Consider the following 22,616-nt stretch of genomic DNA (forward strand, 5'->3'; position numbering starts at 1 on the left):
TACTACAAAGCAAGCCTTGGTTTAAAAGCTACCTGCAGTTGAAGCACCATTACCGGTATTCACTGCGTTGTTAGCACCCGATTGCCACTGAATAACATTGCTAGGGTCAGTTTCGTTACGAATAATACATTTCCATTCAATATCCGTCGCTTTAGGAAGCTTGATGGTGCCAGTCCAAGTTGGGTAGCTTGTTGGGCTTAATAACACCGCGCTAGCAGCTTGCCAGTTACCCAGTGCAGCATTGTTACCCACCGCATAAACGCTATCACCCATGTTGGTATTGCCGTTGTTACAAGTGAAGCTAACGTCTACTTCATCTGTTGGGTCAATAACGCCACCGGTTTCTGCCAGCCACATTCTTGCTGAGCCAGCTGGAACATTCACAGTGTAGTAAGAACTGTTAACCTTAAAGCTTGAACCACTGAATACATCCACATAGTTTTTAGCGCTGTTTAAATTACTCGCGTTAATACTAATGTCTTTCGCATAACCACATTTGTTAATACCCATTACGCCAGCATCGCCACGGCGCAAAACAATGGCACATTGATCGGTATACAATACTTCTTCGTCAGCACCTTGAACGCCATTGTGGAATTTAACCATGGCTTTAAGGTTGTCTTGTTTGTAATCATTTACCCAACGGCCATTATCAACACCGGTCGCATCACTAAATACCATTGGCACACCTTCTTGGCGACCCATAATATAAGCGTAAGCAAGGTGTTCATTAGCTTCGCTCATAATCTGGTAGCGGAAGCCGTCATTGCTTGGGATGTCGTGGGTAATGGTAAAGGTAAGAGCTCGAATACCATCAATCGCTCCGCCCCAAGACTTAGGGTTAGCTAAGGCTTCTAAGCTACCGTTAACATCGAAGGCATCACGTAATGTTTTTAATAGTGGGAAATCATAAGCGCTATGCGAGGTTTCACGTAGGTAAGGTTCTAAGAAGGTATCGTAATCAGCATTACCTGCACCAGCACCAGTGATAATCTCACCAAATAAATACATATCTTGCTTGATGTTAGCGTCGAACACTTGGTTGATATGCCAAGTAGTCATGTGTTTGGCAGCATCAATTCGAAAGCCAGTAACACCCATGTTCTTAATGGCTTGAACATAGCTTTTTTGCTGTGCACGAACCCAGTCATTAGGATCTAAATCGGGTAAACCTGGGTCGCCATTACCACCACAAATACGGCCGTTCATAGATTCCCAAACGTCTGTCCAGTTAGTGATACAGAAGCCGGTGTGGAAATCACCAGGAGAAAACAGGTTATTATTTAAATCACCAAACAGTTTTTGTCTATTCCAGTAATCACTATTACTTGCATAGTTGTTAAGAGTATCGCTGCCTGGGAAGTAGGTAGAGTTTCCACGCTCATTGGCCATCTGATTAATTACGATGTCAGCATAGGTATTTACTCCGTGCGCTTTCAAGGCATTAATCATGTTTTGGAAATCTTCTTTATTACCGCGGTTGTTATCGATGACTCGATAATCTTGTGGCTGATAGCGTGCCCACCACTGGGTGTTGCTACTATCCGACTTCAGTGGTGGCGCGACTAAGACATTCTTGTAACCAATATCTGCGATTTCAGCTGCCTTTTCGGCTACCTCTGAATATCGCCAATCAAAGGCATGTAAAATAACATCGGCACTAGCTAACTGTGAAAAAACAGCCAATGAAGCACCCAATAGACACGTATTTATAGCATTCGCTTTAGTTTTGTATTTCATTATTAGTAAATCCTTTCCCATGATTACTATATTTAATGAACACAAAGACCAATTTATAGAATTAAATTATATTGTTACGACAACGTTTAAAACAGCAGAAGCATTCAATACATTATTTCTTAGTGCTATTGTTTTCTTTTACTTTAAGTGAGCTGTATAAAACCGCTCTGTAATCTTGTTAGCAAGCTAAGTCATAATATCTGCATTGTGGAGATCTCCACTATTTTAACGCTGCATCACTGGTCCTTGTGGCTAATTGAGAGTTTATAACTCTTTCGTTTACTGCCTTATCGACGCCGATAACATCAACAAAACATCAACTTCAGGTAATTTACTGACATATCGGTGTGTGTCAACGAAGAGCAAAGGAGATATTCTAAAGTGTGAAGCAAGTGCCTATTACAGCGAGAAATTATTTAATATTACCTAAGAAGAAAGTAATCAAACAATTAAAACAAAGCTTTTACTGCTAATAAAAGCGAGCTCACCATACAATATTTAAAACATCTATAAATATTGAATTTTTAATTACATTTATTTTTTCCAATTAAAATTATTATTCCCTTCTTTATTTATCGTTACTATCAAATTACCTCAATGGGATGTAGTGAAAAGCTTGCAAGGAAACAACACTTGCAGCTAGCCAGCCCTTAGATGAACAAAGTTTAATCTTGCCACCAGCCAAACTTTGGTACATTAGGGCCTAGGCGAAAACCAGCTGAGGTTAGCCCCCTAACTTGAATCTTGGGTGATAAGCCCTGATATTAATTAGAGCTTGTTGATCATTCGAGCTGTTATTTTCGGCAGTAAGCAGAGTCGTTTATCCAAGGCAAAGGCTTGACGTACGGTTAGCGTAAATAAGAAGCCAGTAACAGATTAGAAGTGCGCTGAAAATGATGCTGTCTCGAACTCAATTTTGCCACGAACGGTCAATAGACCCTAGTAATCACCCATAAAAGGTTGCAGCTGTATTCATGAATTTTTCTCGACTATCTAGCGTTAAAACGAAAGCCGATGACCTAGCTAAGCTAACTATGGATAAACACATGCGTTTAGCGGTAACGGGCTTAAGTGGCGCAGGCAAAACCGCCTTTATCACCTCCCTAGTCAATCAGTTGCTATTGGGTGCAGAGAACCACCAACTGCCCTTATGGAAGTTAGCCCGTGAACACCGTTTTTTAGGGGCTAAACGCACCCAGCAGCCGCACTTGCATGTAGCCAGTTTTGATTACCAAGGTGGAATGGATGCACTACAAAGCCAGCCGCCACGCTGGCCTTCGCCCACTCACGGGGTGAGTGAAATACGCCTCAAGTTGCGATATACCCCACAATCAATGCTGTGGAGAAAGCTCAACAACACCGCCACACTCAACCTAGATATTGTTGACTACCCTGGCGAGTGGCTACTTGATCTGCCCTTACTTGAGCAAAGTTATGCTCAATGGTGCGAACATATAGAAAGCAGTTTGCAGGACTCGCGCAAAACCGAACTCGCCAGCGTTTGGCAAGCTATGGTGCAGGACTTAGATATTCATAGCACTGCCGACGAAAATCGCATGGCCGACATTGCTAATACTTACACCGACTACTTGCACCAATGCAAACAACAACTAGGTATGCACCACATTCAACCGGGTCGATTTGTACTACCTGGTGAGTTGGCGGGTGCGCCAGTGCTGGCATTTTTCCCGCTACCAACAGCGCTGGCAAATAGTCCTAGCAAAGATAAAAAACAACATAAACAATCATATCTGGGCTTGTTAGAACAACGTTTTGAATACTACAAAGAGCATGTAGTAAAGCAGTTTTACCAGCAGCACTTTATCAAGTTTGATCGACAAATCGTGCTGGTGGATTGTTTAAGCCCTCTCAATAGCGGCCACGATAGTTTTTGCGATATGCAGTTAGCAGTAAACCAAATACTGCATAGCTTTAACTATGGGAAAACCAGTTTACTGCGCCGCTTGTTTGCTCCCAAAATCGACAAACTGCTTTTTGCCGCCACTAAAGCCGACCATGTGAGCATCGATCAACACAGCAACTTGGTGCAACTGCTAAGTGAAGTCGTCGCTGAAGGCAAACGCCATGTGAAATTTGAAGGCATTACTACCGATACAATGGCCTTAGCGTCTATTAAAGCCACACAAAGCGGTAAAGCCCAGCTGAATGGAGAAAGCATTTCTGCTATTAAAGGTATATTGCAAAGTGATGTAGAAAGTCAGCAACAAACTACTTTGTTTCCTGGTGAAGTGCCTAGCCAGTTACCCAAGCAAGACTTTTGGCAGCAACAAGGCTTCGAGTTTAGTCCTTTTCAAGCGCCAATCACCAGCCCTTATCAGGCTCTACCTCATCACCGTATCGACCAAGCGATTGAGTTTTTGCTAGGAGATAAATTTAAATGAATACCCCTATAAAGCAGCGCCAAGTGCTGCATACCGATGAAATCCCAAATGAACAAGCTGAAGAGACACAAGGCAAGCCTGCCCCATTGGCCAGTAAACAAGTGCTCGATGAAGAACTCAATTGGCAAGAAGATGACACTCAAGAGCAATTAGAACCTCTAGATATTGAACTGCATCCGAAAAAAGCCAGCCCTTGGTTAAAATACGGCTTTAGCGCTGCCTTAATTATCGCCTTTGGAGAAATGGCGCTAAGCCTTAGTGAACTTTGGCAAAGCTCGCCAACTCGCGCGGCAATATATAGCGCAGTATTAGCCAGCATTGTGATGGGTTTAGGAGCAATAAGCTTTAGAGAATTAGCCAAACTACGCCGCCTAAAACACTATCAAAAAGAACACCAATTAGGCGCAGCCTTACTTGACCAAGAAAGCAGTGATGGTTCAAAAGCTAAAGCCTACTGTGAAAAGCTGGCCAAGCTACAAGGCTTAACCGACAGCCAAGAATACTTGAGCTGGAAGAATTGGCTAAGTGACAGTCATACCAACAAAGAGATCGTAAGCTTATACAGCGAAACGGTATTAAGTCCTTTAGATAGTCGCGCCAAACAAGTGATTAGCAAATGGTCTAGCGAAGCGGCAGTATTGGTTGCAATAAGCCCCTTAGCACTAGTCGATATGCTAATTATCTTTTGGCGCAACATTAAAATGATTGAAGCCGTCGCCAAGATTTATGGCATAGAACTGGGTTACTTAAGTCGAATTCGGCTTATCAAACAAGTATTTGCTAACATGATTTACGCAGCAGCGAGCGAAGTTGTAGCAGATGTAGGTAGTGACTTATTGGGCGCAGAACTTACTGCCAAGTTATCTGCCAAAGCAGCGCAAGGCATTGGTGCTGGGTTACTTACTGCCCGCCTTGGTTTCAAAACCATGGAGCAAGTTAGGCCGATACCTTGGACACTCAACAACAAACCCAAGACTCAACAGCTAAAAGGCATACTGTTAGACAAAGTAAAACAGAAGCTAAAAGGCTAAGAACACAGTCTTCAATAGGCCATTTACTTAGCTAAATGGCCTAGAGCTAGCTTCCCAAACTTAATCACTTAACCACTTGGCTAATTAAGTGATAAGGAGAAAACCTTGATGCTATTAGCTGGAATGGTTAGCTCGAGCTCTTGGTTAGCAACGTGTTCGTTTGAGCTAATGCCACTATTTCCGCAACAGGATCTGGCTCTGGCTGGCTAACAGATGTGCAGGCCGCCACGGTGGCAACGAGCACGATGCTGAGTAGGTTGAATCTCATGGTCTTTCCCTTGCTGCTATCGCTTTATAAGTTTTGTTATGTACTCAAACTATAAAAGTAATAGATTTAAACCAGCAGAATGGAAAGCCTAAGCATGAACTATTGTGTTCGGAGTAATTAAGCAAGCGCCTTAATAAACAAAAACTGTGGGTGCTCACTTAAACGTTGGTAATGCTCCGGCGAGATTGTTTTTAGTGCTTCACTAGGCCTACCTTCGTTTAACTCGGCTATCACCATTCCATTTTGAGTAAGCGCAGCTATCAAAGCAGAGAGCGGCCTGCGGTAAAAGCTCACCTCAACCGGTTTGCCAACGGTATCCCACATTTCTGTTACTTGTTCGGTTGCGAAGTAGTTACCACTGGGGCTCGCTTCAATGTCTACCATCGGATGATGGGTAGAAAACACAAAACTACCACCGGCTTTTAGTACGCGCTTCACATCGGAAAATAGTGGATTTAAGTCTTGCAAATAGTGCAGCATTAACGGACAAATCACTAAGTCGTATGTGGCATCCGCCTCCTCTGGCAACCCCAAGACTAAATCTTGCAGATACACCTGTAACTGAGTAGCCAACTTTTGCTTTACCAAGGCCACCATCTCACTTGAACTGTCAATCGCCGTTACTTTAGCACCCTTCGTTAATAAATACTCTGCATACACGCCTGAGCCACAGCCTAAATCGAGCACTGTTTTGCCTGCCAGTTCACCTAACATGGCTTGCAATGAGGGGCGTTCGTAATGCGCGTTGTAAATGTTGTCTTGAATAGCCACATCGTATTCTTTGGCATAAGTAGAATACATTGCAGGTTTTTGAGGCATAGATTTAGCCTTTAAGTTAGCGCCTTGCTGCTGAGAAAGCTGAGGGTGAATTGAATATTCTAAAGTGCTTGAGCCACTAAAGCCCAACAACCAGTTTAGATAAGGATAATACTCTCGTTTTACTTGTTTAAAACCTTTAGCAAGGTAAAGCTTTTTGGCTCTTGGATTACTGTCGATGACATCTAAGCGCACCTTAGAAAACCCCTGCACTTGCGCTTGCTGAATAATGCCATCTAACAGCATAGAGCCTAAACCCTTACCCCGGTATTCTTCTGCCACTGCGATGCCGTCCATCACCATAGTGTGCTGACTTGGTTTACGTTCAAACAAGCTAAATACTAAAGCTGCCCAAGCGCCTTTTACATAGCCCAACAAATCAACCAAACCTTGCCAGCCAATTCCGCTGGTAAACCCTGCTTTAGGGGTTTGAAAACCCGCCACCGCAACTAAACGTCCTTGATCGATTACCGACAGTGCATATTCAGGCTTAAAAGACTGGGCCAGCAGCGCGATACGCTGCTGTTGATTAGGAACCGCCAAGCGAAACTTTTGGCCAAAGGCTTGTTCGTACAAGCCTGCCACCGTCTTCCTGTGATGTTCTGGCCAGCCTTGTTGAACTGTAAACTGAGCTTTTTCCATAACCCGATTCCTAAAACAATACCCACCTAATTAGCTTTCTAGCTATAACGCCAATGCCATTACCCAATCGTCCATAACGTAACCTTGGCCAATATCGGTGCATTGCTCAGCTACTTTAACAAAACCCATCTTTTGATATGCAGCTATAGAGTCATGATTATGTCGGTTTACTGTCAGCGTTATTTGCTGCAAGCCAAATTCATTGGCGAGTTGTTTGGCAAAGTTCATTGCTTGTTTAGCAAAACCTCGACCTCGAAAACGAGAATGTACGTAAATCTTACTTAAAAATAGCTGCTGTTCCTGTCGCTGAACCCCTAGGTAACCTAGGTTTTCACCTTCACTCTGCAACAGATAGTAATAATACTGCTCGGTCTCAATTTGCTCAGCTACGCGGGTAGCAGAATGAAATGTCCTAAGCATGTATTCCACCTGCTCAACACCAATAATCGGCGTATAATGCTCTAGCCATATCTCTCTGGCCAACTCTGTAAGCTGTTGAATATCATGTTGATTACTTACCTGATGAAACACCGTACCTCCTTTTTCTTCAACAAATATAGCTACGATTAACCGCCGCTTAATTATCCTAAGCGCACCCTAGCATGAGAACCAAGGCCTACCAAGCAGCAACAAAAACACAAAGCTAAGGATAGATTGATCTAAATTGCACCAATGTCACAGTTTTAAGGTAGAATCGCCGCTCATTTGAACAACGTTAGCTGTTAGCCTACTTCGGCTTGTTTAGCTCTCACTAAAGGTTTGCCCATATATGATTAAACTTATCGCCCTAGATATGGACGGCACACTTCTCAATGACGAGAAAAAAATCACTCCGCGCACTTATCAAGCCATTCAGCAAGCTAAGCAAGCGGGTGTAAAAGTAGTACTTGCATCGGGTCGTCCGCTAGAAGGTTTACGTCCTTATTTAGAGCAACTCGAGTTAACCAGCGACCAAGATTTTGTTATTTCCTATAACGGCTCTTTAGTACAGCGTGTAGGCAGTGGAGAAATCATTCATAAAACCACGCTCAATGGCAGCGATGGTACACAGCTAGCCAAAGTAGCGGAGCAATTAGGTGTTTTTATCCACGCCTTCTCTGCAGAGCATGGCCTTATTACTCAACAGCACAACCCTTGGACCGATATAGAATCTTCTATTAACGGCATGGATGTAAGTGAAGTTAACTTTGCCTCACTGCAAGTAAACGATGCACTTACCAAAATTATGTTTGTAGCTGAAGAAAGTATTCTCGATAAAGCTATTGCCAACTTGCCTGCTGAGTTACGCGAACAATACACAGTAGTGCGCAGTGCACCGTTTTTCTTAGAGTTTTTGCACCGTGACAGCAACAAAGGTGTGGGTGTAGAACAGCTAGCCAATATCTTGGGGTTAAATGCATCTCAGGTAATGTGTGCTGGTGACGCCGACAACGACCGCCACATGCTGCAATACGCGGGTTTAGCGGTTGCGATGGCAAACGCCGATCCTGAAATTAAAGCAATGGCTAATTACATAGCCCCAAGCAATAAAGAAGATGGAGTTGCTGTAGCCATTGAAGAAAATGTACTAAGTACGCTTTGCCCAACCAGTTAAGCTAAACGGTAAGTAAACAGTAATAAAGGCGAAGCTAAAACCCTTAGCTTCGCCTTTATCTATTAAGTACCGTTCTCATTCCTAGCAAAAACAAGTCCTAAACCTTCCATTTAAAATCTGTTTGACTAATTTATAAGTTTTATAAAAACAACAGCAAACAAACACCATCACACAAGACAAATAAGTCATAAGCCTTACAAAAGCCAACGAATTTTTTTAGCTATTTTAGTTATACGAACAGCAAACAAGCATCCGATTCTCGGCATATTGTTATTAGTTTTACCGATGCTATATTTCGCGCTCAGATAACTGATTAATAAGGAAATTCTAAAATGAGCACTAAGAAAACCGTAGGTATCGTTGTGGCAGTAATTGGTGTGATTCTAATTGCTATTGGTGGCTTTAGCCTTAATGACATCGCAGTCGCAGAGCAACAAGCACAAGCCTTAGGCGGTTTATTTGGTGGTGCTGGGAATGATTTACTGGGCGGGCTAGGTTTAGATGCGGCATTAGAAGCACAAAAAAACAAAGCTTATGGGTTTATTGTATTTGGTATAGCAGCCATTGTAGGTGGTGTTTACATGCTAAAAACCGCCACTGAAGAAAACACCAAAGCAGCTTAATTTAAATCAACAATGCTCACTTAATTCCGTTTATATAGAGAGCATTCGATTAAGTAAACTCAATAAAAAATCCGAGTGACTAAGCCCACTCGGATTATTCAATAAACTCAAGAAAGACCTTTCTGTTGGTCCTTATAAACAAGCCCTCGATATTTAGTAGAAGCATTTAGGAACTAACTCGTCATTGTTTAACCCTCAAACTGCAACTTCCTCTTTGGTTTAACACCACAAAACGGGTTTTTATTGCTCATAAGCAAGTTCTAAGAAAAATCTTCCAGTCTACTTAGTCAACTAAATCCTGAACACTTTGTAACCAAATCGCCACAAATAAGTCACCCAACTGACATGTCTAGATAAGCTAACTGTCACATTACAAGCCTAAGTTATTGTTCAAAACAACGGCAGGATCCTGTAATGAACAATCAAGTAATCACAGTAAAGCAGCTGAACAAACACTTTGAAAACAACCACGCCCTTAAAAGCGTAGATTTAAGTGTTCAGCAAGGTGAAATGGTGGCATTACTTGGGCCGTCAGGCTCAGGAAAATCAACCTTATTGCGCCACTTAAATGGCTTGGTTAGCAGTGACAAAAACAGCAAAGGCTACATCGAAGTTCTTGGCATGCCAGTGCAACGTGACGGCAAGTTTTGTAACACCGTACGCAAAAGCCGCAGCCAAACAGGTTATATCTTCCAGCAGTTTAATTTGGTTTCACGCCTTAGCGTTTTGCAAAATGTTTTGATTGGCGCACTAAGCGCAACTCCTAGCTGGCGCAGTCTTACTGGCCGTTTTACTTTTGAGCAAAAGCGCCAAGCCTTAGCAGCGTTAAAACGCGTAGGCCTTGAGCAATTTGCTTTACAGCGCGTTTCAACCCTATCTGGCGGACAACAACAACGCGTAGCGATTGCTCGCGCCTTAATGCAACGCGCCAAGATCATTTTAGCCGATGAGCCTATTGCTTCCTTAGATCCAGAGTCGTCGCGCATCGTGATGGAAATACTCACCGACATCAATAAACAAGAAGGCATCGCAGTAGTGGTGACCTTACACCAAGTTGACTACGCCAAACGTTATTGCCCACGTGTTGTGGCGCTAAAACTTGGCAAAGTATTTTACGACGGACCTAGCGAGCAATTAAACGAAGCCAAACTTGCCGCGTTATACGGCTCGCAAGATCAACTAACAACCACCGAAAACCAAGACCAAGCAGTACCACAACTTTGGCCACAGATGGCCTAAACCCAATTAATAAGGAGATAGATGGCATGTTAAAGCTAATCAAGCAGACAGCCTTTGCAACCGCAGTTGTTGCGACAGCGTTAAGTTCAACCATGGTTTCAGCTGCTGAAAAAGCGATGGACACCATCAACTTTGGGATTATTTCTACTGAGTCTCAGCAAAACTTAAAAACCACTTGGACACCGTTTTTAAAGGCGATGGAAGAGAAAACCGGTTTCAAGGTAAAAGCATTTTTTGCTCCCGATTACGCAGGCATTATTCAAGGTATGCGTTTCGATAAAGTAGACGTAGCTTGGTATGGCAATAAATCAGCCATGGAAGCAGTAGACCGCGCCGGTGGCGAAATCTTCGCACAGACAGTTGATGCTACAGGTAACCCTGGTTACTGGAGCGTATTGGTTACTCATAAAGATAGCCCGCTAAACAGCCTTGAAGATGTTATCGCCAAGCGTGGTGACCTTACTTTTGGTAACGGCGATCCAAATTCAACCTCTGGCTTCTTAGTACCTTCGTACTACGTATTTGCACGAAACAACATTTCAGTGTCTGACTTCAAACGCAGCATGAACTCTGGCCACGAAGCGAACGCTTTAGCCGCAGCAGCGAAACAAGTAGATGTAGCAACCGGCAACACCGAAAACATGGACCGCTTAAAAATTACTGCACCTAAAAAGTTTGAGCAGTTAAAAGTTATTTGGAAGTCACCACTTATTCCTTCAGACCCAATTGTATGGCGTAAAAACCTACCAGAAAGTGTGAAAGGCGAAGTATATGACTTCTTCATGGAGTACGGCACCACTGGTGATGCTCAAGAACTAGCAGTATTAGAAGCGCTACAGTGGGCCCCGTTCAAAGCCTCTAGCGACCTTCAACTACTACCTATTCGTCAATTGGTATTGTTCAAAAACCGCATTGTTACAGAAAACGACACCAAGTTGTCGAAAGCCGAAAAAGCCGCTGAGCTAGCAGTAATTGACGCCCAACTTGCTGATTTAAATCGCCAGCAAAGCGCCATTACCGCAATGGCCCAATAGCGAACGACAAGCTGGGTGCAAACCCAGCTTTTCTTTAGGCAACTTATCTAGACATGTTGAGAACTTTAAATGACTACCGAAGCCGCAATTCTTAACCAAAACTCCAAGCCATCTTGGTTAAGCCTACTTTTTTGGGCCATCGCCATCGCCGGTTTAACTTGGAGCTGGCAAGGCGCTGAAATAGCCCCGATGAAGATCTATGACGATGCCGGCAACATGGCTGAGTTAGCCAGTGACTTCTTTCCACCAGATTTTACCGACATCAATTACTACCTCGAAGAAATGTTAGTGACCCTGCACATCGCCATTTGGGGCACCATTTTCTCAATCTTTTTATCAGTTCCTTTTGGTTTGATGTGTGCCGAAAACATGGTTCCAGCTTGGGTGTATCAGCCTATGCGTCGACTAATGGATGCAGCCAGAGCAATTAACGAAATGGTATTTGCCATGCTGTTTGTTGTTACCGTTGGCTTAGGTCCGTTTGCTGGTGTAATGGCCTTGTTTATCCATACCACCGGCGTACTGGCTAAATTGTTTTCGGAAGCTGTAGAAGCCATCGACCCCGGCCAAGTAGAAGGGGTAAGAGCTACTGGCGCAAACAAGCTGGAAGAAATTGTTTATGGGGTCATTCCGCAAGTGCTCCCACTGTGGATTTCATTCTCCTTATACCGCTTCGAATCGAATGTTCGCTCAGCCACAGTTGTAGGCATGGTTGGCGCTGGCGGCATTGGGGTAATTCTGTGGGAAAGCATTCGCGGCTTTATGTTTCCACAAACCTGCGCAGTGATGATCATCATTGTAGTCACTGTAAGTCTGCTCGACTTTATCTCTCAACGCGTTAGAAAACTGTTTATTTAAGCGAGCTTAAGATGCCCCGTTACCAAGAAATCGCGCTAAGCCTTGAAAAAGAAATTAGCCACGCTTACCAAGCAGGCCAATACTTGCCGCCCGAGCAACGCTTGGCAGAACGCTATCAAGTTAATCGCCACACCTTGCGTCGCGCCATCGACGAACTAGTGCTTAAAGGTTGGTTATTGCGCCAGCAAGGTAAAGGGGTAATGGTATTAAGCAAACCGGTTCGCTACCCACTTCATGCCGGGTCCAAGTTCACCGACAACTTGCTAAATGCCGGGGCAAAACCGATTAGCCGAGTACTAAGCTTTGGCCGCGCCAACGCCAATCATCAGGTGGCTAAAGGGTTAAACATTGAATTAGCCAGCCCCATTTTGCAGCTCAAAACATTGCGTTTTATCGACCAAATGCCCATTAGTATTGTTTTTCACCACTTGCGCATGGGCGAGCATGAAAATCACTTAAGCCAGTATCAGCAGGGCTCACTGCACGGTTTTTTACAACAGCATTGCCAGCTTGAATTGCGCCGACACCACACGGTAGTGGGTGCGCAAATGGCTAATCGAGAAGACTGCGCCTGTTTGCAAATTGATGGCAGTACACCCTTGTTAACCCTACAAACGGTTAACGTAGACCAACAGCAACAGCCTTTCGAATTTTCAATCTCCCATATTAGAGCCGAGCTCGTAGAGCTAAGCTTGGAGCACCCCCAATGACTACCCAACAATCTACCCAAGCGGCAGATGTAGCCGCGCGCCAACACTGGATGGCAGTATTAGCCAAGGCTTCTTATCAAGACTTATCTAGTCGCTGGCGACAGCTAAAGCTAGATCCAGAATGTGAAATTATTCGCCAACCAGAGATCGGTTTAGCCAAATTACAAGGCCGGGTCGGTGGCAATGGCGAACGCTTTAACCTAGGTGATACCACCATCACTCGCGCTGCTGTGCGCTTAAGCGATGGCACTTTAGGTTACGGCTATTTACGCGGTCGGGCCAAACAACACGCCCTGCTTTCAGCCTTAATTGATGCCTTGATGCAAAACGGCGAGCATGCGCCCAGCTTACACGAAGCGGTAATTCAGCCTTTGGCTGAGCAACAACAAGCAGAACAAGCAAAAACTGCCGCTCAAGCAGCAGAATCAAAAGTAGATTTCTTCACCGTGGTTCGAGGAGAAGACTAATGCAAACAATTGAAGCGGGCTTTCCTAACAGCGTACACAACGCTCAACAGTGTTTTAGACAAATACTCAAAGCGCTTAGTGAACCAGGCAGCCAAGTAACACTTGAACATCACTTAGGTTTTGCGCCGCTTAATGCCGCAGCTAGCCAAGTTATTATGAGTTTATGTGACCAGCAAACTGCGCTTTACCTAAGCGCTGCTTTAGCAAAAAACGCAGAGCAGCCAATTGAACAAGCCTTACACAACTTAGCCTTTCATAACGGCCTTAGCCCGGCGCCCATTAATCAAGCCGATTTTGTTGTAGTAGACGCCCAAGAAGAGTTGGATTTAAGCCAGCTAAAAGCCGGTACAGATTCCAGCCCAGAACAAAGCGCAACCGTGTTAATTCAAACCAACAGTTTGCGCACCGGGCCAGTCTTTCAACTATCTGGGCCGGGCATAAAACATAAGCTTGACCTGCAGTTAGGCGACCTAAGCACCAACATCGTTGATTACCTGCTAAAGCCGAGCCACCGCTTTCCACTGGGTCTCGATTTTATGTTTTGTCATCAACAATCACTGGTGGCGATTAGTCGCACCACCAAGCTGGAGTTACGCTAATGTATGTAGCAGTAAAAGGTGGTGAAAAAGCCATTGCCGCAGCACATAAACTGCAAGCTAAACGTCGCCGCGGCGACACCAATGTTGCCGAGCTGAGTGTTGAGCAAATAAGCCAACAACTTAGCTTAGCGGTAGAGCGAGTTATGACCGAAGGCGGCATTTTTGACCGTGAGTTGGCGGCCCTGGCAATTAAACAAGCCAGCGGTGACCAAATAGAAGCCATTTTCTTACTTCGCGCCTATCGCACTACGTTACCGCTGTTAGCCACTTGCCTCCCTTTAAACACCGGCAACATGCAGGTGCAACGGCGAATTTCGGCCACCTATAAAGATTTACCGGGCGGGCAGCAATTAGGTCCAACTTACGACTATAGCCACCGCCTATTAGATTTCAGCTTGTTGGCCGAGCAACAAGCGGAGCTCAGTCAACCAAGCCAACACTCAATCTCGCAACCAACACCAAGCGAAGATGAAGCCTTAACAAGCAACAAGCAGCAAGCGTTTAGCAAGGTGTTTGCGTTACTAGAACAACAAGGTTTAGCCGAGCCTGAATCAGACAGTGGCGCAGAGCCCGCCGATATTACCCAGCAAGCGATTAGTTACCCTTGCTCACGGGCTGCGCGTTTACAACAACTAAGCCGCGGCGACGAAGGCTTTTTACTCTCTATGGCCTACTCCACCCAACGTGGATATGGGCGTAACCACCCCTTTGCTGGTGAAATTCGTAGCGGAGAAGTAGCCATCGCAATCTGCCCAGAAGAGTTGGGATTTGAGGTTGAAATAGGCAGCATTACTCTCACCGAATGTGAAATGGTAAATGGCTTTGTTAGCCCACAAGATAAAGACGCTCACTTCACCCGAGGTTACGGCTTAGCCTTTGGCTTTAGCGAACGCAAAGCTATGGCGGTTGCCCTACTCGATCGCTCTTTGCAAACCGAGCGCTATAACGAGCCAGTAAGCAGCCCAGCGCAGGATGAAGAGTTTGTGCTGGCCCATGCCGACAACGTAGAAGCCGCCGGCTTTGTTTCTCACCTTAAATTACCCCATTACGTCGACTTCCAATCGGAACTAGAACTGCTACGAAAAATGCGCCAGCAAGGAGCCAGCCATGACCAGCTTTAGCCAACAGGCTACTGCACTAGATGATAGTAGCCAGCAATACAATTTTGCTTACTTAGACGAGCAAACCAAACGGATGATCCGCCGTGCCATCTTAAAAGGTGTCGCCATTCCTGGTTATCAAGTTCCCTTTGGTGGACGCGAAATGCCAATGCCTTACGGCTGGGGAACCGGCGGCATTATGCTTAGTGCCTCTATTCTCGGTCAGCAAGACGTACTTAAAGTGATTGACCAAGGCGCCGACGACACTACCAATGCGGTATCTATTCGTCATTTTTTCAGCAAAGTTTGCGACATTGCCACTACCGAAAAAACCGAACAAGCCAGTGTTATTCAAACCCGCCACCGCATTCCAGAGCAAACCTTAAGCAACAACCAAATTCTGGTTTTTCAGGTGCCTATTCCCGAGCCGCTGCGCTTTATTGAACCGCGCGAAACCGAGACCAAAAAAATGCACGCTTTGGAAGAGTACGGTTCGATGCAGGTAAAACTGTACGAAGACATTGTGAAGTATGGCTACATCGCCACCAGCTACGCTTATCCGGTAACGGTGCATGGGCGCTACCTTATGGACCCATCGCCAATTCCTAAATTCGACAATCCAAAGCTACATCAATCGGAAGCCTTAATGATTTTTGGTGCTGGCCGAGAAAAACGTATTTACTGCATTCCTCCCTACACCGATGTGCACAGCCTCGATTTCGACGACCACCCCTTTAGCATTCAGCAGTGGGATGAGCCTTGCAGCCTATGTGGTAGCCACGACACCTTTCTTGATGAAGTGCTGATCGACGACCAAGGGCAACGCATGTTCATTTGCTCAGACACCGACTACTGCCAAAAGCAACAAGCCGCGCAACTAGGAGCTGAACATGACTCAGTTAGCTAAGCAACTTGAAGAACCTCGCGCAAACGCCGCGAACCAAGCCGAGCCAGCCCTACTCCAAGCCCAAAACTTGAGCATGCTGTACGCGCCAGGCAAAGGCTTTGAAGACGTAAACTTAAGCCTTTATCCCGGTGAAGTATTGGCCATTGTGGGTGAGTCGGGCTCTGGTAAAACTACCTTGCTCAAAACCTTATCGGGTCGCCTTGCTCCACAAACCGGTAGCATTAGTTTTCAAAGCGATAGCAACACCGCAGAGCTATACAAAATTAGTGAAGCGGAACGTCGCAGATTAATCAGGCAAAACTTTGGCATTGTTCATCAACATCCGCTAGATGGGCTTCGCCCAAGGGTGTCGGCGGGCGGCAACATTGGCGAGCGTTTAATGGAAAACGGCTGGCGCAACTACGCCGAGATCCGCCAGCAAGCACTCACTTGGCTAAAAGCGGTAGAAATAGATCAAAGCCGAATTGACGACATGCCCCTCACCTTCTCCGGCGGCATGCAGCAACGCCTGCAAATCGCGCGCAATTTAGTTACCCATCCGCGTTTGGTATTTATGGACGAACCCACAGGCGGCTTAGATGTATCGGTACAAGCGCGTTTATTAGATTTAATTCGTAATCTCGTCACCGAACTGCAACTCGCAGTGGTTATTGTTACTCACGACCTAGCGGTAGCAAGGTTGTTGGCGCACCGAATCATGGTGATGAAGCAAGGCCAAGTGGTAGAAAGCGGCCTTACCGACCGAGTGTTGGATGACCCTCGTCACCCCTACACGCAATTGTTGGTTTCATCGGTTCTTCAACAATAAACGCCTAGCTTACAAGGATTCATCATGAAACCCGTCATGATCGCTAAAAACATCAACAAAACCTTTGTATTACACAATCAAGGGGCTGCGCGTTTACCGGTTTTACGCCAGCAAAATCTAGAGATTTTTGCCGGAGAGTGCGTGGTGCTTAACGGCAGCTCAGGCTCTGGTAAATCTAGCCTATTACGTTCACTTTACGGTAACTATCAAGTTGATGAAGGTGAATTGCTGATTAGCCAAGGTGAGCAGTGGCTAGATTTAGCTACCGCTCAAGCAAGAGAAATTATTGCGTTACGCCGCAATACCATTGGTTGGGTAAGCCAGTTTTTAAGGGTTATTCCACGTTTATCGGCCTTAGATATCGTAATGCAACCGATGTTAGAAAATGGCATTAGCGATAGCCAAGCCAAAGCTAAAGCCGAAACCTTATTAAGCCACCTAAACGTGCCTGAGCGCTTATGGAGCCTAGCACCCGCTACCTTCTCTGGTGGTGAGCAACAACGGGTCAACATTGCCCGCGGTTTCGCCCTCGATTACCCAATATTGTTGCTAGACGAACCAACCGCCTCATTAGACAAACACAATGCTCAGCAAGTGGTTGAATTAATTCTAGCCGCCAAACTACGCGGCGCAGCCATTGTTGGCATATTTCACGATGTTTGGGTGCGCGATTTAGTCGCAGACCGCCTACACAACATGCAACAACCAGCACAATTAGCAGGATAGTGTGATGATTATTACCAATGTAAATATGGTTCTGGAACATGAAGTAGTAACAGGGTCACTAGAAGTTCGTGAAGGCCGCATCGTGGCGCTTAGTGATACTCAAAGCCAACACAGTAGTGCCATAAACGGCGACGGCGCTTACCTGCTGCCGGGCCTTATTGAATTGCATACCGACAACTTAGAAAAGTTTTTCACCCCACGGCCTAAGGTGAGCTGGCCCAGTGGGTCGGCCATGGCTAGCCACGATGCCTTAATGATTTCCAGCGGTATCACCACCGTGCTTGATGCCATTGCACTAGGTTACATTAACGACCACGGCACTCGCCTTGCCAACCTTGAGCGGATGCTACACACCATTGTGAATAGCCAGCAACGCGGCGTTAATCGCGCCGAGCACTTGCTGCACTTGCGCTGTGAACTGCCGAATGCCGATACCGCCAACATATTCGAAACTTTGGTTGAGCAAGGGCCAGTAGCCATGGTGTCGTTAATGGATCACACACCAGGCCAACGCCAATTTGTAGACAGCGAAAAGTATCGCACTTACTACATGGGCAAATACGGCTTAAACGATAAAGAAATGGCAGCTTTTGAAGCCGAGCAAACTGCCGCATCCGAGCAGTGGTCAGACGCAAATCGTAAACACATTGCAGCCTCTGCTCGCGAGCGAGGCATTGCCTTGGCCAGCCATGACGACGCCACACTTGAACACGCCCTAGAGTCTGCATCATTAGGTTGTGCCGTTGCCGAGTTCCCAACCACTGTTGCTGCGGCTAAAGCCTCACACGAAGCGGGCTTGCAGGTAATGATGGGTGGGCCAAATATTGTGCGTGGCGGCTCCCACTCAGGCAATGTGGCCGCGGCAGAGCTGGCTCGTGAAGGTGTGCTGGATATTTTGTCGTCTGATTACTACCCAGCCAGTTTACTTGATGCCGCATATATGGTGGCTAACATGGAAGATAACAACTACGATCTTTGTCAGGCCATTCAAATGGTTAGCCTAACTCCAGCACATACCTTAGGCATGGACGACCGAGGCAGTATTTGCGAGGGTAAACGGGCCGACTTGGTATTAGCCAAACCCAATGATGAGCGCTTGCAAGTGTTGCAAGTATGGCGTGAAGGAGAGCGAGTATTTTGATGACTTCGCTAACTGCCAGTGAACTCAACGGCGAAGCCAAGTTGTTTTACTTGGTGGGGCCTTCTGGCTCAGGTAAAGACAGCATAATTAATGGCTTACGTAGCCAGTTGCAAGCGGACAGCAACCTGCTGATTGCTCATCGCTACATCACCCGCGCGGTAGATGATAGCGGTGAAAATCACATTGCCTTAAGCGTGCCAGAGTTCACCCATCGTAAACACAGCGGCTTATTTGCGATGGACTGGCAGGCCAACGGCTGCAATTACGCAGTGGGTAACGAAGTAAATACCTGGTTGAGCATGGGGTTCTCGGTGCTTTTCAACGGTTCTCGCCAACAGATCCCCTTAGCTGAAGAGTTATTTGGGGAGCGCTTGCGAATAATCGCCTTAGAGGTAGACCCCAGCATATTGGCCGAACGCCTGCGCAAGCGCGGTCGTGAATCTGAACACGATATCTCTGCACGGCTGCGCCGCAGCGAACAATATCAGGCTTCTCTACCAGAAGAGTGTTGGCGCTTAGACAACAACCGCAATCTAGACAGCACCGTGAGCAAACTGCTCAAATACATTGAAACCGAAACGACTGAGTTATATATCCAATGAAACTAACCCTACTTGGCACCGGTAATGTCACAGGCTGTCCAGTGTACGGCTGCGATTGCCTCGCCTGCCAGCGAGCGAGCTTAGACCCCAGCAAAGCAAGATTACTTTGCTCAGCGGTGCTAGAGGTAAGCGGCCAACGAATACTCATCGACGCCAACCACCCGCAGTTACAAACCCGCTTTCCAGCGGGGTCTATTGATGCCATGTTACTCACCCACTTTCACATGGATCATGTACAGGCTTTATTTGAATTACGCTGGGGAGTAGCCGAGCCAATTCCGGTTTATCACCCAGATGATCCCTTAGGTTGTGATGACTTATTTAAGCACCCTGGTTTACTAGATTTTCAGCCAGCTAGGCAGGCCTTGCATAGCTTTTCGTTAGCAGGTATCAACATAACTCCCCTAGCGTTAAATCACTCAAAACCTACTCTAGGCTACTTGTTTACCAGTGAAAATGGCCGGATTGCCTACTTAACCGATACCCTAGGGATCCCAGACCAAAGCTGGCAACAATTGCTGCGCCAGCCGCCAAAATATGTAGTAATTGATTGCAGTAACTCTCCCCTGCATCGTTCAGGCAATCACAATAATCTTAGCGACGTGCTTGAGTTAGCACATGCACTGCCCGACAGCATTTGGGTGCTCACCCACATTGGCCACGATTTAGACGAATACCTCATGCAACACCCCAACTGCTTACCCAGCAATGTGCTGGTTGGGCATGATGAATTATGCCTAAGCTTATAACTTCAAAGGAATAACCATGGCAATAGTAGACCCCGGCGCAAATTTAAACAGCCAGCCCAGCGTAGCTAATAGCAGTAAGGTAACCAGCTCTGAGCTAGGCAGCTGGACTGAAATTGGCGAGCGCTGCCTATTAGACAACGTGCAATTTGGTGATTATAGCTACGCTCAAAATGACGTAGATATTGCTTTATGCGAAGTAGGAAAGTTTGTCTCTATTGCTTCAAGCGTAAGGGTAAATCCCAGCAACCACCCGTGGTGGCGGCCAAGCCTGCACCACTTTAGCTACCGCCCGCAAAAGTATGGAATGGCAGCAAAGGTAGACAATCAGGTATTTGATTGGCGTGCAGATAACAAAGTGCAGATTGGTCACGATGTATGGATTGGCCACGGCGCGATTATTATGCCAGGTGTAAACATTGGTAATGGCGCCATTGTTGGCTCTGGCAGTATTGTCACTAAAGATGTACCCGCTTGGCACATCGTGGTGGGTAATCCTGCCAAGGTATTAAGGCCGCGCTTTGATGAACCAAGCACTGGCGAGCGCCTAGAAAAACTCGCCTGGTGGGATTGGTCGCATGAAAAGCTTGCCGAGGCCCTTCCCTTGTTCCAAGAAGACTGCTTAAGCTTTCTAGAGCATTATGAGAAACAACTGCTAAGCGAAAGCGTTTAGTGGCACTAGCCTCAACGAAAATTCGCTTAGCCACTCATGGAATGGCCATTGCCCAAACACTACTTTGGGCATGCCTTTACTATAGCTTTCCTGCCACGCTGCTCACTTGGCATCAGCAGCTTGCTTGGTCGATTGCCGATGTCTCGTTAGCATTCACAATTTGCTTAGTCGCCTCTGCACTTTGCTCGCCATTTATTGGCGGTTTAATCGACAAAGGATTTGGCCCACGGGTTTTAAGCTGCAGCGCTATGCTGGGCGGAATGGCTTTGCTGGCCGTTAGCCAAGTGCAGAGCTTATGGCAGTTTTATGTTGCTTGGTTAGTGCTAGGCTGTGCTAGCGCTGGGTGTTTATACGAACCTTGTTTTGCTTTTCTTACCCGTTATCGCGGGGACAACGCTAAATCGGCGATCACCAAAGTCACCTTATATGCTGGCTTTGCAGGTACCCTAAGCTTTCCACTTTGCCATTACCTTATCGACCTCTTAGGCTGGCGAATAACATCCATGAGTTTGGCCTTGATTGTTTTGCTCATCGCTACACCATTGCTGTTTATTAGCGCCAAGTTAATTCAAGCGGCCCAAAGCTCAGAGCTTCGCAAAACGCAAGCCATCGCAAACATTAAGCAATCGAGCGCGCCAAATGCTCAGCTTAAAAACGCAGTGTTCTGGTTTATTGCCTTAGCCTTTTCTCTTAGCGCACTTAACCACACGGTATTGGTCAACTTTTTACTACCAAGCATGCACGCTCTCAACTTTAGCGCAGATAATGCCGTGTTAGTCATGGCGATGATTGGCCCAATGCAAGTGCTTGGGCGCATCGCAATGATCAGTGTAGATAAACGGCTATCGAATACCCTTATAACCATGCTGTGTTTTGGCAGTTTGCTCGTTGCCGCCTTTTTGCTGTGGCAGCTCGATCATCTCCAGCACCTTATTTGGCTGTTTGTCGTATTACAAGGGAGTGCTTATGGTGTGACCAGTATTTTGCGGCCAGTGTTAACCAAACAATTACTCGGTGAACAAGGCTTTGGAGCGATATCGGGAATGTTGGCCGTGCCCTATTTACTCGCCAGCGCAAGTGCCCCATTTCTTGGTGCTTTTGCTTGGCAGTTAAATCAGCAGCAGGGTATTTTTGGTTTAGTCAGCCTTAGTGCAGGCCTAGGGTTTATGGCAATGGCAGCCTGTTGTTTGCAACAAACTGCCAAAATAACTCGCTATCAGAAGTTAACAGCTAAACCTAAGTAAGCGCCGCTATTACTGGTGCTGTAGCTACGTGTTGCAATATCTTCGTACTGGTAACCGGCAGAGATATCAATAGTGCTCGCCACTAAATCAAACAGTTCGTAGTTAACACCCGCGCGGAAACGGTTAGCTTTGTAATCTTCATCGGTAAGCGACAGTTTTAAATCACTTTCCAAACCTAAGCCAGAACCAGGGAAACGCCAAGCCACACGCCCTACAGCGTATACTTGCTCACCGTCATCAGAGCCAGCTAAGGCAGTGTTGGCACTGTCCCAACGCTCGTAACCCGCACCCACATCTAGATAAAGGCCTGCAGTATCAAACAAGTTGTAATACAACTCACCTTGGTAGCTAGAACCATCTGCCGCATCACCTTGCTTACGTTTGTTAGCACCTACTGCCACATTTGGAATAAGCGGAATAGGATGCTTAAAACGCAGCTCTAAATCTCCTTGCCAAGCCGACGAGGCTTTTGGGTCAGTATTGGTTTGAGCGATATGGCTAGCCAGTGTTAAACCTAGTAGATCGGCTTGAGCAGGAAGAGCAGCGAACATAGCAGCGCCAACAACAGCGAGGCGTAATTTCATGTTGAGTCCTTTAACTAAACAACTTCATATGAGGGTAAGGCGGCATTTTGCCACGCCACTTA

23 protein-coding genes are annotated in these 22,616 nt (G+C 46.1%); 19 read left to right on the forward strand and 4 right to left on the reverse strand.

Features of this window, described 5'->3' with window-relative positions; all coding sequences use genetic code 11:
• Positions 1 to 21 precede the first annotated feature (21 nt).
• Positions 22 to 1,686, reverse strand: a complete 1,665-nt coding sequence (locus OV592_RS14210; RefSeq protein WP_406609030.1) for a carbohydrate-binding module family 20 domain-containing protein — start codon at positions 1,684 to 1,686, stop codon at positions 22 to 24.
• Positions 1,687 to 2,714: 1,028 nt separating this feature from the next.
• Here OV592_RS14210 and OV592_RS14215 point away from each other — a divergent pair.
• Positions 2,715 to 4,142 (forward strand): YcjX family protein, encoded by a 1,428-nt coding sequence (locus OV592_RS14215; protein WP_406609031.1) that lies wholly within the window; start codon positions 2,715 to 2,717, stop codon positions 4,140 to 4,142.
• A complete protein-coding gene (locus tag OV592_RS14220) occupies positions 4,139 to 5,173 on the forward strand; it encodes a YcjF family protein (RefSeq protein ID WP_406609032.1) in 1,035 nt (344 codons plus the stop codon). The genes OV592_RS14215 and OV592_RS14220 overlap by 4 nt, the downstream gene beginning before the upstream one ends.
• A 385-nt stretch (positions 5,174 to 5,558) precedes the next feature.
• Here OV592_RS14220 and OV592_RS14225 read toward each other — a convergent pair whose 3' ends face one another.
• Together OV592_RS14225 and OV592_RS14230 are read right to left on the reverse strand one after the other, a co-directional pair.
• Positions 5,559 to 6,899, reverse strand: a complete 1,341-nt coding sequence (locus tag OV592_RS14225) for a GNAT family N-acetyltransferase (protein ID WP_406609033.1) — start codon at positions 6,897 to 6,899, stop codon at positions 5,559 to 5,561.
• 42 nt (positions 6,900 to 6,941) lie between these two features.
• The gene (locus OV592_RS14230) at positions 6,942 to 7,430 is read right to left on the reverse strand and encodes a GNAT family N-acetyltransferase (RefSeq protein WP_406609034.1); all 489 of its coding nucleotides are present in this window, start codon (positions 7,428 to 7,430) and stop codon (positions 6,942 to 6,944) included.
• 238 nt (positions 7,431 to 7,668) lie between these two features.
• Here OV592_RS14230 and yidA point away from each other — a divergent pair, with 238 nt between their 5' ends.
• The 17 genes from yidA to OV592_RS14315 all read left to right on the forward strand — a co-directional run bounded on the left by yidA (position 7,669) and on the right by OV592_RS14315 (position 21,970).
• Positions 7,669 to 8,493, forward strand: a complete 825-nt coding sequence (gene yidA, locus OV592_RS14235) for a sugar-phosphatase (protein ID WP_406609035.1) — start codon at positions 7,669 to 7,671, stop codon at positions 8,491 to 8,493.
• A gap of 332 nt (positions 8,494 to 8,825) precedes the next feature.
• Positions 8,826 to 9,116 carry a hypothetical protein gene (locus OV592_RS14240; protein ID WP_016401275.1) on the forward strand — a complete coding sequence of 97 codons (291 nt, stop codon included), beginning with the start codon at positions 8,826 to 8,828 and terminating at the stop codon, positions 9,114 to 9,116.
• Positions 9,117 to 9,530: 414 nt separating this feature from the next.
• Positions 9,531 to 10,355 carry a phosphonate ABC transporter ATP-binding protein gene (gene phnC, locus OV592_RS14245; RefSeq protein WP_406609036.1) on the forward strand — a complete coding sequence of 275 codons (825 nt, stop codon included), beginning with the start codon at positions 9,531 to 9,533 and terminating at the stop codon, positions 10,353 to 10,355.
• Between the two features lie 26 nt (positions 10,356 to 10,381).
• Complete coding sequence (gene phnD / locus OV592_RS14250; RefSeq protein ID WP_406609037.1) at positions 10,382 to 11,389, forward strand: phosphonate ABC transporter substrate-binding protein; 1,008 nt, start codon at positions 10,382 to 10,384, stop codon at positions 11,387 to 11,389.
• A gap of 69 nt (positions 11,390 to 11,458) precedes the next feature.
• Entirely contained in the window at positions 11,459 to 12,247 is a 789-nt protein-coding gene (gene phnE / locus OV592_RS14255) for a phosphonate ABC transporter, permease protein PhnE (protein WP_406609038.1), read from the forward strand.
• A gap of 11 nt (positions 12,248 to 12,258) precedes the next feature.
• On the forward strand, positions 12,259 to 12,957 hold the full coding sequence (phnF, locus tag OV592_RS14260) for a phosphonate metabolism transcriptional regulator PhnF (protein WP_406609039.1): 699 nt from the start codon (positions 12,259 to 12,261) through the stop codon (positions 12,955 to 12,957).
• Positions 12,954 to 13,424, forward strand: coding sequence for a phosphonate C-P lyase system protein PhnG (gene phnG / locus OV592_RS14265; protein WP_406609040.1), 471 nt, complete (start codon positions 12,954 to 12,956; stop codon positions 13,422 to 13,424). Before phnF ends, phnG begins: the two co-directional genes overlap by 4 nt.
• Positions 13,424 to 14,023 (forward strand): phosphonate C-P lyase system protein PhnH, encoded by a 600-nt coding sequence (gene phnH / locus OV592_RS14270; RefSeq protein WP_406609041.1) that lies wholly within the window; start codon positions 13,424 to 13,426, stop codon positions 14,021 to 14,023. The genes phnG and phnH overlap by 1 nt, the downstream gene beginning before the upstream one ends.
• The gene (locus tag OV592_RS14275) at positions 14,023 to 15,144 is read left to right on the forward strand and encodes a carbon-phosphorus lyase complex subunit PhnI (protein ID WP_406609042.1); all 1,122 of its coding nucleotides are present in this window, start codon (positions 14,023 to 14,025) and stop codon (positions 15,142 to 15,144) included. The genes phnH and OV592_RS14275 overlap by 1 nt, the downstream gene beginning before the upstream one ends.
• The gene (locus OV592_RS14280) at positions 15,131 to 16,030 is read left to right on the forward strand and encodes an alpha-D-ribose 1-methylphosphonate 5-phosphate C-P-lyase PhnJ (protein ID WP_406609043.1); all 900 of its coding nucleotides are present in this window, start codon (positions 15,131 to 15,133) and stop codon (positions 16,028 to 16,030) included. Before OV592_RS14275 ends, OV592_RS14280 begins: the two co-directional genes overlap by 14 nt.
• Positions 16,014 to 16,838, forward strand: a complete 825-nt coding sequence (gene phnK / locus OV592_RS14285) for a phosphonate C-P lyase system protein PhnK (RefSeq protein WP_406609044.1) — start codon at positions 16,014 to 16,016, stop codon at positions 16,836 to 16,838. Before OV592_RS14280 ends, phnK begins: the two co-directional genes overlap by 17 nt.
• 24 nt (positions 16,839 to 16,862) lie before the next feature.
• Complete coding sequence (phnL, locus tag OV592_RS14290) at positions 16,863 to 17,564, forward strand: phosphonate C-P lyase system protein PhnL (RefSeq protein WP_406609045.1); 702 nt, start codon at positions 16,863 to 16,865, stop codon at positions 17,562 to 17,564.
• A gap of 4 nt (positions 17,565 to 17,568) precedes the next feature.
• Entirely contained in the window at positions 17,569 to 18,705 is a 1,137-nt protein-coding gene (gene phnM / locus OV592_RS14295; protein ID WP_406609046.1) for an alpha-D-ribose 1-methylphosphonate 5-triphosphate diphosphatase, read from the forward strand.
• Positions 18,705 to 19,307 carry a ribose 1,5-bisphosphokinase gene (phnN, locus tag OV592_RS14300; RefSeq protein WP_406609047.1) on the forward strand — a complete coding sequence of 201 codons (603 nt, stop codon included), beginning with the start codon at positions 18,705 to 18,707 and terminating at the stop codon, positions 19,305 to 19,307. The genes phnM and phnN overlap by 1 nt, the downstream gene beginning before the upstream one ends.
• Entirely contained in the window at positions 19,304 to 20,056 is a 753-nt protein-coding gene (gene phnP / locus OV592_RS14305) for a phosphonate metabolism protein PhnP (RefSeq protein WP_406609048.1), read from the forward strand. The genes phnN and phnP overlap by 4 nt, the downstream gene beginning before the upstream one ends.
• A gap of 16 nt (positions 20,057 to 20,072) precedes the next feature.
• Complete coding sequence (locus OV592_RS14310) at positions 20,073 to 20,726, forward strand: DapH/DapD/GlmU-related protein (RefSeq protein ID WP_016401289.1); 654 nt, start codon at positions 20,073 to 20,075, stop codon at positions 20,724 to 20,726.
• Positions 20,726 to 21,970, forward strand: coding sequence for an MFS transporter (locus tag OV592_RS14315; RefSeq protein ID WP_406609049.1), 1,245 nt, complete (start codon positions 20,726 to 20,728; stop codon positions 21,968 to 21,970). Before OV592_RS14310 ends, OV592_RS14315 begins: the two co-directional genes overlap by 1 nt.
• Here the strand turns inward: OV592_RS14315 and OV592_RS14320 are convergent.
• Positions 21,943 to 22,554: a hypothetical protein gene (locus tag OV592_RS14320; protein ID WP_016401291.1), complete on the reverse strand. Its 612-nt coding sequence runs from the start codon at positions 22,552 to 22,554 to the stop codon at positions 21,943 to 21,945. The genes OV592_RS14315 and OV592_RS14320 overlap by 28 nt on opposite strands.
• Positions 22,555 to 22,616 lie beyond the last annotated feature (62 nt).

This window comes from Agarivorans sp. JK6, from assembly GCF_045277145.1.
Taxonomy (GTDB): domain Bacteria; phylum Pseudomonadota; class Gammaproteobacteria; order Enterobacterales; family Celerinatantimonadaceae; genus Agarivorans; species Agarivorans albus.

Bases quoted from the DNA above. Each gene is read 5' to 3' on its own strand.
- OV592_RS14215 (WP_406609031.1), top strand. From the start codon at position 2,715: ATGAATTTTTCTCGACTATCTAGCGTTAAAACGAAAGCCGATGACCTA.
- OV592_RS14220 (WP_406609032.1), top strand. From the start codon at position 4,139: ATGAATACCCCTATAAAGCAGCGCCAAGTGCTGCATACCGATGAAATC.
- OV592_RS14225 (WP_406609033.1), bottom strand. From the start codon at position 6,899: ATGGAAAAAGCTCAGTTTACAGTTCAACAAGGCTGGCCAGAACATCAC.
- yidA (WP_406609035.1), top strand. From the start codon at position 7,669: ATGATTAAACTTATCGCCCTAGATATGGACGGCACACTTCTCAATGAC.
- OV592_RS14240 (WP_016401275.1), top strand. From the start codon at position 8,826: ATGAGCACTAAGAAAACCGTAGGTATCGTTGTGGCAGTAATTGGTGTG.
- phnC (WP_406609036.1), top strand. From the start codon at position 9,531: ATGAACAATCAAGTAATCACAGTAAAGCAGCTGAACAAACACTTTGAA.
- phnD (WP_406609037.1), top strand. From the start codon at position 10,382: ATGTTAAAGCTAATCAAGCAGACAGCCTTTGCAACCGCAGTTGTTGCG.
- phnE (WP_406609038.1), top strand. From the start codon at position 11,459: ATGACTACCGAAGCCGCAATTCTTAACCAAAACTCCAAGCCATCTTGG.
- phnF (WP_406609039.1), top strand. From the start codon at position 12,259: ATGCCCCGTTACCAAGAAATCGCGCTAAGCCTTGAAAAAGAAATTAGC.
- phnG (WP_406609040.1), top strand. From the start codon at position 12,954: ATGACTACCCAACAATCTACCCAAGCGGCAGATGTAGCCGCGCGCCAA.
- phnH (WP_406609041.1), top strand. From the start codon at position 13,424: ATGCAAACAATTGAAGCGGGCTTTCCTAACAGCGTACACAACGCTCAA.
- OV592_RS14275 (WP_406609042.1), top strand. From the start codon at position 14,023: ATGTATGTAGCAGTAAAAGGTGGTGAAAAAGCCATTGCCGCAGCACAT.
- OV592_RS14280 (WP_406609043.1), top strand. From the start codon at position 15,131: ATGACCAGCTTTAGCCAACAGGCTACTGCACTAGATGATAGTAGCCAG.
- phnK (WP_406609044.1), top strand. From the start codon at position 16,014: ATGACTCAGTTAGCTAAGCAACTTGAAGAACCTCGCGCAAACGCCGCG.
- phnL (WP_406609045.1), top strand. From the start codon at position 16,863: ATGAAACCCGTCATGATCGCTAAAAACATCAACAAAACCTTTGTATTA.
- phnM (WP_406609046.1), top strand. From the start codon at position 17,569: ATGATTATTACCAATGTAAATATGGTTCTGGAACATGAAGTAGTAACA.
- phnN (WP_406609047.1), top strand. From the start codon at position 18,705: ATGACTTCGCTAACTGCCAGTGAACTCAACGGCGAAGCCAAGTTGTTT.
- phnP (WP_406609048.1), top strand. From the start codon at position 19,304: ATGAAACTAACCCTACTTGGCACCGGTAATGTCACAGGCTGTCCAGTG.
- OV592_RS14310 (WP_016401289.1), top strand. From the start codon at position 20,073: ATGGCAATAGTAGACCCCGGCGCAAATTTAAACAGCCAGCCCAGCGTA.
- OV592_RS14320 (WP_016401291.1), bottom strand. From the start codon at position 22,554: ATGAAATTACGCCTCGCTGTTGTTGGCGCTGCTATGTTCGCTGCTCTT.